General features: G+C 72.2%; 12 protein-coding genes. 7 read left to right on the forward strand and 5 right to left on the reverse strand.

All coding sequences use genetic code 11. The annotated features are described in order from the left end of the window. Positions 1–61 precede the first annotated feature (61 nt). On the reverse strand, positions 62–1,306 hold the full coding sequence (locus ABWK99_RS01615; protein ID WP_372592939.1) for an extracellular solute-binding protein: 1,245 nt from the start codon (positions 1,304–1,306) through the stop codon (positions 62–64). A 202-nt stretch (positions 1,307–1,508) separates the two neighbouring features. On the opposite strand from ABWK99_RS01615, the gene ABWK99_RS01620 reads away from it, so the two are divergent. Further along, complete coding sequence (locus tag ABWK99_RS01620) at positions 1,509–2,525, forward strand: LacI family DNA-binding transcriptional regulator (protein ID WP_372592940.1); 1,017 nt, start codon at positions 1,509–1,511, stop codon at positions 2,523–2,525. A gap of 60 nt (positions 2,526–2,585) precedes the next feature. On the opposite strand, the gene ABWK99_RS01625 is transcribed toward ABWK99_RS01620, so the two are convergent. After that, positions 2,586–4,139: an alpha-amylase family glycosyl hydrolase gene (locus ABWK99_RS01625; RefSeq protein ID WP_372592941.1), complete on the reverse strand. Its 1,554-nt coding sequence runs from the start codon at positions 4,137–4,139 to the stop codon at positions 2,586–2,588. An 87-nt stretch (positions 4,140–4,226) separates the two neighbouring features. Between ABWK99_RS01625 and ABWK99_RS01630 the strand changes: the two genes are divergently transcribed. After that, positions 4,227–5,132 (forward strand): carbohydrate kinase family protein, encoded by a 906-nt coding sequence (locus ABWK99_RS01630; RefSeq protein WP_372592942.1) that lies wholly within the window; start codon positions 4,227–4,229, stop codon positions 5,130–5,132. Positions 5,133–5,142: 10 nt separating this feature from the next. Here ABWK99_RS01630 and ABWK99_RS01635 read toward each other — a convergent pair whose 3' ends face one another. Further along, positions 5,143–6,531: a glycine--tRNA ligase gene (locus ABWK99_RS01635; protein WP_372592943.1), complete on the reverse strand. Its 1,389-nt coding sequence runs from the start codon at positions 6,529–6,531 to the stop codon at positions 5,143–5,145. A 130-nt stretch (positions 6,532–6,661) separates the two neighbouring features. Between ABWK99_RS01635 and ABWK99_RS01640 the strand changes: the two genes are divergently transcribed. From ABWK99_RS01640 to ABWK99_RS01660, 5 genes are read left to right on the forward strand one after another with little or no spacing between them, the layout of a single operon-like run. Further along, on the forward strand, positions 6,662–7,630 hold the full coding sequence (locus ABWK99_RS01640) for a metal ABC transporter substrate-binding protein (protein ID WP_372592944.1): 969 nt from the start codon (positions 6,662–6,664) through the stop codon (positions 7,628–7,630). Then, on the forward strand, positions 7,627–8,409 hold the full coding sequence (locus ABWK99_RS01645) for a metal ABC transporter ATP-binding protein (protein ID WP_372592945.1): 783 nt from the start codon (positions 7,627–7,629) through the stop codon (positions 8,407–8,409). The genes ABWK99_RS01640 and ABWK99_RS01645 overlap by 4 nt, the downstream gene beginning before the upstream one ends. Next, entirely contained in the window at positions 8,406–9,368 is a 963-nt protein-coding gene (locus ABWK99_RS01650; RefSeq protein WP_372592946.1) for a metal ABC transporter permease, read from the forward strand. The genes ABWK99_RS01645 and ABWK99_RS01650 overlap by 4 nt, the downstream gene beginning before the upstream one ends. Next, entirely contained in the window at positions 9,368–9,760 is a 393-nt protein-coding gene (locus ABWK99_RS01655; protein ID WP_372592947.1) for a Fur family transcriptional regulator, read from the forward strand. Before ABWK99_RS01650 ends, ABWK99_RS01655 begins: the two co-directional genes overlap by 1 nt. After that, entirely contained in the window at positions 9,760–10,299 is a 540-nt protein-coding gene (locus ABWK99_RS01660) for a DedA family protein (protein WP_372592948.1), read from the forward strand. Before ABWK99_RS01655 ends, ABWK99_RS01660 begins: the two co-directional genes overlap by 1 nt. Before the next feature lie 18 nt (positions 10,300–10,317). On the opposite strand, the gene ABWK99_RS01665 is transcribed toward ABWK99_RS01660, so the two are convergent. Both ABWK99_RS01665 and recO read right to left on the reverse strand, forming a co-directional pair. Then, the gene (locus tag ABWK99_RS01665) at positions 10,318–11,145 is read right to left on the reverse strand and encodes an isoprenyl transferase (protein ID WP_372592949.1); all 828 of its coding nucleotides are present in this window, start codon (positions 11,143–11,145) and stop codon (positions 10,318–10,320) included. After that, a complete protein-coding gene (gene recO, locus ABWK99_RS01670) occupies positions 11,142–11,873 on the reverse strand; it encodes a DNA repair protein RecO (protein ID WP_372592950.1) in 732 nt (243 codons plus the stop codon). Before recO ends, ABWK99_RS01665 begins: the two co-directional genes overlap by 4 nt. Between the last annotated feature and the right edge of the window lie 272 nt (positions 11,874–12,145).

Consider the following 12,145-nt stretch of genomic DNA (forward strand, 5'->3'; position numbering starts at 1 on the left):
AGTGGCGAGCGGACGGAGCGGTGCCCTCGGGTCCCGGAGCGGGACCCGAGGGCACCGGATCTCAACCGTTGATGGCGCCCTGGATGTTGTCCACCATCGTGGTCCATGCTGCGGCCGGGTCGCTTGCCTGGCCGTCGATGATCTGCACCTCGGTGGTGCCCCAGAAGCTCCAGACCGAGCCCATCTCGGGGATGGACGGCATCGGAGCACCGGTGGCGCCCGCCTCGTTGAAGCCCTGCAGGATCGGGTCGTCGACCTTGTCAGCCGCGGCGGTCAGCGCCGGGGCACGGCCACCGAGCTCGTAGAGCTGGGTCTGCACGGGCTCGGTCGTGAGGTAGTTCACGACGAACTCGTTCGCCAGCACCGCGTTCTCGGTCTTGGCGGAGATGAAGGCGCCCTGGACGCCGACGAAGGGCTGGGCGAGCTCGCCGCCTGCACTCGGGATCGGCAGGACCGAGATGTCCATGCCCGCCTCGGTGAAGGCCGTGGTGTTCCACGGGCCCGTGACGATGTAGGGGGCCTGCCCGTCGAGGAAGGCCTGCTTGGCCTTCTCGCCGTCGATCGCCGCGTCGAGGACCTTCTCCTGGCCGAGCTTGGCGAGGTACGCGGCGTACGCCGTACCCGCGTCGCCGCCGAGGCCCAGCTCGCTCGTGTACGAGCCGTCGTCGTTCTGCTCGAACACCGGAGCGCCGAAGGAGGTCTGCAGCGGGTACAGGTGGTACGCGTCACCGGCGTCGCCCTGCTGGATGATCACGGAGAACTCCGTGCCGGCCGTCTGGGCCTGCGTCACGAGCTCGTCGAAGCTCGCGGCGGGCGTCTCGGAGAGCAGCGCGTTGTTGCGGACCAGCGCGATGTTCTCGATCGCGTAGGGCACGCCGTACTGCTTGCCGTCGTAGGCGAAGGCGCTGATGGCCGCCGGCGAGAAGCCGTCGGCCTTGTCACCGAGCTCGACGGGGGCGACCACGCCGTTGGTCACGAACTCCCCGGTCCAGTCGTGCGCGCCGATGATGACGTCCGGGCCCTCGCCCGTCGGCACCTGGGCGACGAAGTCGGTGCGGATGTCGCCGGACACCTTCTGGACCAGGTCGACCTGGACCCCGGTGTCGGCCTTGAACTGCTCGACGATCGGCTTCATGACGTCGATCCGCGTCTCGTCCACCCACATCGTCAGGGTGCCGGTGAGTGCGGGGGTCTCGGTGGTGGCGTCGGCCGAGGGCGACTCGGTCGTGGTTCCGGTAGAGCTCGAGCAGGCGGCGAGTGCCAGGGCCATGCCCAGCGTTGCCGCAACAGGGATGCTCCGTCGCATCGTGATTCTCCAAGCGATCGGTGGGAACGGCCGACCGACGGTGCAGAACCCGCCTTCGGTGGCCAAGTTCCTGAACGGTAGGGCGATTGCCACGCCTCCTGCAAGTCGTTACGGTAACTTTCAGGCCACGGTTCCAGTGAGACCGCGCCCATCAGTCGAAGGTCCACGATGAGGAGGACCCGTGTCCCCTACGCTGCCGCCTGTGCGCATCCGTCTCGAGGACATCGCCGCCCAGGCGAAGGTCAGTACCGCGACGGTCTCGCGCGTCCTGAACGGCAAGCCCGGCGTCTCCTTGCAGGCGCGCCAGGCCGTCCTCGAGTCGCTCGACCTCCTCGGCTACGAGCGACCCGAACGGCTGCGCACGCGCTCGGCAGGGCTCGTCGGCCTCATCGTCCCCGAGCTCTCGAACCCGGTGTTCCCCGCTCTCGCCCAGGCGATCGAGACGGCCCTGGCCGACCGCGGCTTCACCCCGCTGCTGTGCACCCAGACGGCAGGCGGCACCACGGAGGACCAGTACGTCGACGTGCTGCTCGAGCACTCGGTCGACGGGATCGTCTTCGTCTCGGGTCTGCACGCCGACACCACCGCCAGCCGTGACCGGTACTACCGGTTGCGCAGCCGCGGGATGCCGATCGTGCTGGTGAACGGCCACGAGCCGTCGATCGACGCGCCCTCCGTCTCCAACGACGACGTCGCCTCGATGGACCTCGCCTTCCGGCACCTGGTCTCGCTCGGGCACCGGCGCATCGGCCTGGCCATCGGGCCCGACCGCTTCGTCCCGACCCAGCGCAAGCTCGCGGGCTTCGTCGAGGCCTTCGAGCGGCACCTCGGCTCGCCGGAGGGGTCGGAGCACGTGGTCACCACGCTCTTCACGGTCGAGGGAGGGCGCGCCGCCGCCCGCGAGCTCATCGCCTCCGGGCACACCGCGATCATCTGCGGCTCAGATCTCATGGCCCTCGGCGCTGTGACCGCGGCGGGCGATCTCGGCAAGCGCGTCCCGGAGGACGTCTCGATCGTCGGCTTCGACGACTCCCCGCTCATCGCCTACACCGCGCCGCCGCTGACGACGGTGCGCCAGCCCGTCACGGACATGGGCACGGCAGCGGCCCAGGCCCTGGTGAGCGAGATCCGCGGGGGCCGCGCGACGCGAAGCGAGCTGCTCTTCCGTCCGGAGCTCATCGTGCGCGGATCGACCGGGACGGCCCCGCAGGAGACCTGAGACCCCGCCGTCCTGCGTGCTCCCTCGGCCCCCGCCCCGGGCCTCCTGCCCGGGCGGCGCTCATCGCAGCCACGACGAGGGGCGTCCCCCGACGTGCAGGGCGACAGCGGACAGCGGACCGACGGTGACCGACGCCACACCGTCGAGCACCTCGACCGCCGGACCGACGCACGTCCCCTCGGACACCGGTCCGGCCACCACGTCGCAGTAGCGCCCGTCGGCGAGGCCGGTCGGCACCTGCACGGTCCTGGGCAGGTCCCCGGCGTTGATCACCACGGTCCCGCGCTCTCCCCTGCTGAGCGCGAGGAGCTCCCCGTCGTCCCAGGTCTCGCCGACCGGATCGTCACCCACGGCATTGCGCCAGCCGACCATGCCGGTCACGGCGGTCCACGCGTGCTGGCACACCCAGTCGCCGTCGGCGTACTCCTCGCGCGGCCCCGTGTCCCCCGCACAGGAGGCGGGCAGCACCGCGCCGGCGTCGTCCTGGGGTGGGCCGGCGTCCCGGCCGGTGAAGGCGTACCCGGAGTACAGCACCGGCCTCCCGTAGCCGGTGGCGAGCGCGAGGACGTCGGCGAGCACGAGATCGGCTCCGTCGCGGTAGCCGAGCGTGCTGCTCCCCCGTTCGGTGTCGTGGTTCTCCACGAAGATCCATGCCTGGTCCGACGGCAGGTAGCCCGAGCCGCTGCCGAGACCGGCGGCGAGCCGGAGCGAGCCACCGCGGATCATCCCCGCGACGTCCTTGCCCCAGGAGAACTCGAAGACGTCGCCGACCCCGAGGTACTGCTCGGGCGTGATCGGCTCGCCGGACCCGCGGATGACCTCGGCGACGACCCGCGTCCCCTCGGGGAGCCCGCCGACGATCACCTCGAGGTCCTCCGGCGGGATGTGCTTGGCCGCGTCGATCCGGAAGCCGTCGACCCCGAGGGAGAGCAGGTCACCGAGGTAGGCAGCCAGTCGCTCCTGGACCTCCGGGTGCCCCGTCGCGAGGTCCGCGAGGTTGACCAGCTCGCAGCTGCGGACCTGGTACGCGTCCTGATAGCTCGCGATGTCGTCGGCAGGCGGCACCCCGCAGTGGTGGAAGTCGCCGTCCTCGTCCGACCAGGTCCCCGGGTACTCGTAGTGCTCGTAGCTCGAGCCGGCCCAGCCGACACCTGGCTCGTCCTGGCCGGTCATGTGGTTGAGCACCGCGTCGGCGACGACCTCCACACCCGCCTCGTGGCACGAGGTGACCATCGCCGCGAACTCCTCGCGGGTGCCCAGCCGGGACTCCACCAGGTAGCTCACGGGCTGGTACGCCGTCCACCACTCGGCGCCCAGTACGTGCTCCTGGGGAGGCGAGGTCAGCACCCAGCCGTAGCCGGCAGGCCCGAGCACCTGCGTGCACTCCTCGGCGAGCGCGTCCCAGGTCCACTGGAACATCTGCACCCCGACATCCCGCGCGCCGGCGGGCGAGGGACCGGGATCGGACGGCGTGCAGGCGGGCAGCACCCCGAGCGCGAGCACGAGAGCCCCGAGAACCGCGGCCCGCAGGCGTCCTCGCCCGGGAGGACTGCCCCCGGGAACCCCTGCGCGCTCGGTGCGACGTCGTCCCACGAGCCGTCTCGGCCAGATCACCCGGCCTCCTCTCCGTACGGGGAAGCGCCGGCTCCTCGAGGCGCCGGGTCGGGCCAGCCTAGCCACGCGGGCGGCTACCGTTGCCCGGTGCCCCGCGTCCTGGTGAACGGCCCTGCCTCGTGGAACACGCTGATCGACCTGGACTCGCTCCCGGTCGCCGGCGGACCGACGCTCGCCGCCCGCGGCCACCGGGACGGGCTCGGCGGCACCTCCGCAGGCAAGGCCCTCACCCTGGCGGCGCTCGGCGTGGACGTCACGCTACGGACCGTGCTCGGCGAGGACGAGGCGGCGACGGCCGTCCGCCGCGCGCTCGCACGGGAGCGGATCGAGGTGCTCGCGGTCCCGGCAGCGGCCGGGCGGACCGAGCGGCACCTCAACCTGATGACCGAGGACGGGCGACGGCAGTCGATCTACCTCGAGCTGCCGTCCCCCGAGCACGAGCTCGGGCCCCGGGCCGCCGCGGCCCTCCTCGCCGGGACGGACGTGCTCGTCGCCGATCTCGCGGAGCACAGCCGGCCGCTCCTGGCCGCCGCTCGTCCGGCCGGCGTCCCGCTCTGGTGCGATGTGCACGATGACGACGGGCACGCCGAGTACCCGCGGGCCTTCGCCAGGGCCGCGGACGTGCTGCTGGTCAGCCATGCCCGGCTCACCGACCCTGCCGCGTACCTGCGCGCCCAGGTCGACGCGGGCTGCCGGCTGGCCGTGTGCACGCTCGGCGACGCCGGGTCGCTCGCCCTGGACGCCTCGGGATGGTTCGAGGTCTCCGTCGCACCGGCGCCACGGCTCGTCGACACGAACGGCGCGGGCGACGCCTTCTTCGCTGGGCTGCTCGCGGCGACCCTCAACGGACGGCCGACAGCAGAGGCGCTGGCCGAGGCGGCAGCCACCGGGGCCCTCGCCGTCGCCTCGGCTGAGCTCGGCGCGCCCGGTGCCGACCCGGTCACGGTGGCGAGGCTCGCAGCCGGGGTGTCCGTGCGACGACGGCCGAGATGACCCTCCGGGCTCAGCAGCCGACGAGGCGCTCGGCGAGGTAGCCGGTGACCTTGTCGAGCGAGACCCGCTCCTGCGCCATGGTGTCGCGCGAGCGGATCGTCACGGCCTGGTCCTCGAGGGAGTCGAAGTCCACCGTGATGCAGAACGGCGTGCCGATCTCGTCCTGGCGGCGGTAGCGCCGGCCGATGGCGCCGGCGTCGTCGAAGTCCACGTTCCACGCGGCGCGGAGCTCTGCGGCGAGGGACCGCGCGACCGGCGAGAGGTCCTCGTGCCGGGACAGCGGGAGCACCGCGGCCTTGACCGGCGCGAGTCGCGGGTCGAGGCGCAGCACCGTGCGCTTGTCGACCCCACCCTTGGCGTTCGGCGCCTCGTCCTCCGAGTACGCCTCGACGAGGAAGGCCATCAGCGAGCGCGTCAGCCCGGCTGCCGGCTCGATGACGTACGGCGTGTACCGCTCGCCCCTGGCCTGGTCGAAGTAGGACAGGTCCTGCCCGGAGTGCTCCGAGTGGGTGCGCAGGTCGAAGTCGGTGCGGTTGGCGATCCCCTCGAGCTCGCCCCACTCGCTGCCCTGGAAGCCGAAGCGGTACTCGATGTCGACCGTCCGGGTCGAGTAGTGCGAGAGCTTCTCCTGCGGGTGCTCGTACATCCGGAGGTTGTCGCGCGAGAGGCCGAGCCCGACGTACCAGTCGGTGCGCGTGTCGATCCAGTACTGGTGCCACTCGGCGTCGGTGCCGGGCTCGACGAAGAACTCCATCTCCATCTGCTCGAACTCGCGCGTGCGGAAGATGAAGTTGCCGGGCGTGATCTCGTTGCGGAAGGACTTGCCGATCTGACCGATGCCGAACGGCGGCTTCTTGCGGCTCGTGGTCATCACGTTGGCGAAGTTCACGAAGATGCCCTGGGCGGTCTCGGGGCGCAGGTAGTGCAGGCCGGACTCGTCCTCGACGGGGCCGAGATAGGTCTTGAGCATCATGTTGAAGTCGCGCGGCTCGGTCCACCTGCCGCGAGTGCCGCAGTTGGGGCACGCGATCTCGGCAAGGCCGCCCTCGGGGGCGCGACCCTTCTTCTCCTCGAACTCCTCGAGCATCTGGTCCTCGCGGAACCGCTTGTGGCAGGAGAGGCACTCGGTGAGCGGGTCGGTGAACACCCCGACGTGGCCGGAGGCGACCCACACCTGGCGCGGGAGGATCACCGAGGAGTCCAGCCCGACGATGTCGTCGCGGCTGGTGACCATCGCCCGCCACCACTGCTTCTTGATGTTCTCCTTGAGCTCGACGCCGAGCGGTCCGTAGTCCCAGGCCGAGCGGGTGCCGCCGTAGATCTCCCCCGAGGGGAAGACGAAGCCGCGCCGCTTGGCGAGGTTGATGACGGAATCCAGGCGGGAGGGCGCAGCGGCCACGGTGGTGCTCCAGTGTCGACGCGGGTCCGCACGTGGCTCGCGCGGACGGGACAAGCCGGGTATGCCGGCGGGACAAGGCTACCCGTCCACGGTTTGACAATCATTCTCAACATTGCTGAGAATGATCCTCATGACTCGCTCCCTCGCGCTTCGCCCCCTGCTCCCCGCCGGTCTCGCCGCGACCGCCCTGCTCCTCGCCGGGTGCAGCCCCGCCGCCGAGGGCGCGGACACCGCAACCGGGTCCGGGACCGTCGAGGTCCTCGCGTCCTTCTACCCGCTCCAGTACCTGGCCCAGGAGATCGGCGGCGACCTCGTCACGGTCAGCTCCCTGACCCCTCCCGGAGCCGAGCCGCACGACCTCGAGCTCTCGCCGAGCCAGGTGCGCGAGGTCGGCCGGGCGGATCTCGTGGTGTACCTCTCCGGCTTCCAGTCGGCCGTCGACGACGCTCTCGTGGCCACCGAGCCGGCCCAGGTGGTCGACGTCGCAGAGGTCCCCGCGATCGCCGAGCACATGGGCGAGGAGGAGGACGCCGAGGACGAGGACCACGCAGAGGACGAGGCCGAGGACGAGCACAGCCACGACGGCGACGACCCGCACTTCTGGCTCGACCCGACCCTGCTGGCGGCCGCCGCGCCGGTCGTCGCCGAGGCGCTCGCGGCCGCGGACCCGGACCATGCCGAGGACTTCGCCGCCGGGGCCGACCAGCTCGTCGTGAGCCTCGAGGCCCTCGACGAGGAGTTCACCACCGTGCTGGCCACCTGCGAGCGCCGGGTGCTCGTCACCTCCCACGCGGCCTTCGGCTACCTCGCCGAGCGCTACGACCTCATGCAGGTCGGCCTGTCCGACCTCGACCCCGAGGCCGAGCCGTCCCCTGCCCGGCTCCGCGAGATCCGCGAGGTGGTCGAGGAGCACGGCGTCACCACGATCTTCACCGAGGCCCTCGTCAGCCCGAAGGTCGCCGAGACCCTCGCCGACGACCTGGGGATCTCCACCGCGGTCCTCGACCCCGTCGAGAGCCAGGTGGACGAGGCCGTCGACTACCGTGGAGCCATGGAGTCGAACCTCACCGCGCTGCGTGCAGCCCTCGGCTGCTCATGACACCAGTCGTCGCCGCGACCGGGGTCCGCGTCCGGCTCGGCGGGTCGGTGATCCTGCATCACATCGACCTCACCGTCGAGGCCGGCGAGGTCGTCGCGCTCCTGGGCGCCAACGGCTCGGGCAAGTCGACGCTCGTGCGCTCCCTCGTCGGCGCGCTCCCCACCGAGGCGGGTCGGATCGAGCTCTTCGGTACCCAGCTCGGACCTCAGGTGCCGTGGCAGCGCATCGGCTACGTCCCGCAGCGGGTGACCGCCGCGACCGGCGTCCCGGCGACGGCCGGTGAGGTCGTCATGTCCGGGACGCTGCACTCGCGTCGCCTCCTGCGTCCTCGTGACGCGCGGCGCCGCGCCCTCGAGGCGCTCGGCACCGTCGGGCTCGGTTCGGCCGTCGACCGCCCGGTCCGCGAGCTCTCCGGCGGGCAGCAGCAGCGCGTCCTGATCGCCAGGGCCCTGGTGCGCAACCCTGATCTGCTCGTGCTCGACGAGCCCGTCGCCGGTGTCGACCTGCCGAGCCAGCGCGTCTTCGCCGAGGTGCTCTCGACCCTGACGGCGCGGGGGGTCACGGTGCTCGTGGTGCTGCACGAGCTCGGGGCGCTGAGCCCCCTGATCCAACGAGCCGTGGTCCTGCGCCACGGGGCCGTCGCCCACGACGGCGCTCCCCCGCGCCCGCGACCGGAGCACGCGGGCCCCGAGCACGAGCACCTGCACCCGCACGACGGCGACGACGGCCCCCAGGACTCCGCCACCGTGCTCCCCACGACGATCGGCTGGGAGTCATGATCTGGGACGAGCTCGGCTCGATGCTGAGCGATCCGCTCATGCAGCGCGCGCTCCTCGCCGCACTGCTGGTCGGGCTGTCCGCGCCCGTGATCGGCACCTACCTCGTCCAGCGCAAGCTCTCCCTGCTGGGTGACGGCATCGGGCACGTCGCCCTGACCGGCGTCGCGCTCGGCTGGCTCGTCGGCAGCCTGATGAACCTCACCCCGAAGGACGTCCTGGCGATCCCCGGCGCCGTCATCGCGGCGGTCATCGGCTCGCTCGCGATCGAGCTGGTCCGTGAGCGCGGGAAGACCTCGGGTGACGTCGCCCTCGCCCTGCTCTTCTACGGCGGGATCGCCGGGGGCGTGCTCCTCATCTCCCAGGCGGGCGGCACGAGCGCGAGCCTCATGGGCTACCTGTTCGGCTCGATCTCGACCGTGAGCCGTGGTGACCTGTGGCTGACCCTCGTCCTCACCGGTCTCGTCCTCACCGTCGGCGTCGGGCTGCGCACAGCGCTCTTCTCGGTCTCGCACGACGAGGAGTTCGCGCGGGCGAGCGGGCTCCCGGTGCGCGCCCTGAACATCGCCATCGCGATCATCGCCGCCCTGACCGTGACCGTCGCGATGCGGGTCGTCGGACTGCTGCTGGTCAGCGCCCTGATGATCGTCCCCGTCGCGATCGCCCAGCTGATGACCGGGTCCTTCCGGCGGACGATGGCCGTCGCGATGGCGATCGGCGTGACCGTGTGCGTCACGGGGCTGTCGATCACCTACTGGGCGGACGCGACCCCCGGCGCGACGATCGTCGTGCTCGCCATCACGATCTACGCCGTGGTCGCGGTCGGCAGGTCCCTCCTGGCCGCTCGGGCGATCCGGCGCCGTGGACGTCCCGACCCGCACCCCGAGGTGGGCGACGACGTCCAGCTCACGGAGGCGGAGCGAGCCGTGGCCTCCCCCGCACGAGAGCCGGGAGGTCGCTGATGCAGCGCATGACGCGTCAGCGCTCGGCCGTCACCGAGGCCCTCGCCGGGCTCGAGGAGTTCCGCAGCGCGCAGCAGATCCACGAGCTGCTGCGCGAGCAGGGCGTCGGGGTGGGCCTGGCGACGGTGTACCGGACCCTGCAGTCGCTCACCGAGGACGGCGACGTGGACGTGCTGCGCTCCGCCGACGGTGAGGCCGTCTACCGCAAGTGCGCGAGGAGCGGGCACCACCACCACCTCGTGTGCCGCCGCTGCGGCCGGACCGTCGAGATCGAGGGCCCCGGCGTCGAGGAATGGGCCGACCAGGTCGGCTCCGCCCACGGGTTCAGCGCGATCGAGCACACCGTCGAGCTCAGCGGCGTCTGCGCGCCGTGCCGCTCGGCGGGCGCCTGATGCCCTCCTGGGTCCAGAGCGGCCCGTTCGCCCTGGTGTACGTCTTCCTGCTCGTCGTCGTCTTCTTCCGGGCCCAGGCCACCTACTGGCTCGGCCGTGCCGTCGCCGCCGGCGCCGTGCACTCCCGTCTGGCGCGGTACGTCGAGGGGCCGCGCGTCCGGCGGGCCACCGAGGTCATCGACCGGTGGGGACTGCCGGTGATCCCGCTGTCCTTCCTGACGATCGGCTTCCAGACGGCCGTCAACGCCGGAGCAGGGCTGCTGCGGATCCGCTGGACGCGCTACACCGTCGCGATGATCCCCGGCTGCCTGCTGTGGGCGGCGATCTACGCCGCCGGTGGGCTCGCGGCCTTCGAGGCCGGCGTCGCACTGGCTGCGCGATCGCCCTGGGCCCTGGCCGGGGCAGTCGTCGCGGTCGCCGTCCTCGTCACGGCGATGGTGGTCGTGGCCCGCCGACGCCGGGCTGCGGCCCGCGCGGTCGAGGCCCTCACCGAGCGCGCGACGCACCCCGGCCGGTCGCAGGACGACTCCCGGCACTGAGCCCGTCCCGGTCCCCGCTCAGGTGGCCGAGTCGACCGCCCCGCCGTAGCGACGGTCCCGGCGGGCATAGGTCTCCACGGCCCGCCACAGGTGCCGACGGTCCACCTCCGGCCAGTACTCCTCGAGGAAGACCATCTCGGCATAGGCCGCCTGCCAGATCATGAAGTTCGAGATGCGCTGCTCGCCTGAGGTCCGCACGAACAGGTCGACGTCGGGCAGGTCCGGCTCGTCCAGGTGTCGGGCGATCGTCCGCTCGTCGACCCTCGACGGGTCCAGCCGGCCGGCCGCGACCTCGAGGGCGATCGACCGGGCGGCGTCGGCGATCTCGGCGCGACCCCCGTAGTTGACGCACATCGTCAGGGTGCACACCTCGTTGCCCCTGGTCAGCTCCTCCGCCGTCTCGAGCTCGTGGATCACCGAGCGCCACAGTCGCGGCGTGCGTCCCGCCCACCGCACCCGCACGCCCCAGGCGTGCATCGTGTCCCGCTGGCGGCGGAGCACGTCCCGGTTGAAGCCCATGAGGAAGCGCACCTCCTCCGGCGAGCGCTTCCAGTTCTCGGTGGAGAACGCGTAGGCCGACACATGGGTGACGCCGATCTCGATCGCCCCCGCCACCACGTCGAGCAGCGCTGCCTCACCTGCCGCATGCCCGGCGGTACGCGGCAGCCCGCGCTCGTTGGCCCAGCGCCCGTTCCCGTCCATGACGATCGCCACGTGCTTCGGCACGAGCTCGGCCGGCACGGCCGGGGGACGGGCTCCCGTCGGGTGCGCAGGAGGCGGGACGGGGACGTGCTCGGCTGCACGCGCGCGCCGAGGCGCGTCGGAGCCGCGGCGGGCGGCGCTCATGCGCGCTCCACCATGCGCATCGAGCGCAGGGAGCGTTCGAGGTGGAACTGAAGGAACGCGGCCACGAGCCCGTTCGCCTCCCGTCGGTGTCGGTGATCGCTGGCGTCGGCGACGGACCAGGTGCCGGTCAGCAGCGCCGAGAGGAGCGCGAAGGTCTCCGGGGCGGGCGAGGCGGCACCGGGGGGCCGGCACGAGGGGCACACGGCGCCCCCCGCCCCCGCGGCGAAGGCCCGGTGCGGCCCGGGAGCCCCGCACCGTGCGCAGTCGGTGAACGACGGCGCCCAGCCCGCGACGGACAGCGCGCGCAGCAGGTACGAGTCCAGGACGAGCCCGGGGGCGTGCGCCGCCTCGGCGAGGGCCCGCACCGCTCCGACGAGCAGGACGAACTGCTGGAGCGAAGGCTCGTGCTCGGCCTCGACCAGACGCTCGGCCGTCTCGAGCATCGCGGTGCCGACGGTGTACCGCGAGTAGTCGGCGCTCAGCTGTCGCGCGTAGGGACCGATCGTCTCCACCTGGGTCACGGTGTCCAGGCTGCGGCCGGCGTAGAGCTGGACGTCGATCACCATGAAGGGCTCCAGGCGCGAGCCGAACCGGGAGGACGTCCGGCGCACCCCCTTGCCGACGGCGCGCACCTTCCCGTGCTCACGGGTCAGGAGCGTGACGATGCGGTCCGCCTCGCCCAGCTTCTGGGTGCGCAGCACGATCGCCTCGTCGCGGTAGAGGCTCACCCCGCCATTCTCCCCTGCGGACCGACACGGTGCCCGGCAGGCACGCCCGCGCAGGGCCACCGGCCGAAATAGCCGCGACGGGGCGGGCACCGCATCGGTAGCGTCCCGACCAGCAGAGCGCACCGACCCCAGGACGGAGACCAGCCATGGATGCCAGCACCCGGACCACCCGCTTCCCCGGCCGGCGGCACCACGAGCTCCCGGCCCGTCGAAAGGCCGACCGTTGGACCCCTCCTCTTCTCACCTGACCACTGACCTCTCGCTGGGACGCG

This window comes from Actinotalea sp., from assembly GCF_041597215.1.
Classification (GTDB): Bacteria; Actinomycetota; Actinomycetes; order Actinomycetales; family Cellulomonadaceae; genus Actinotalea.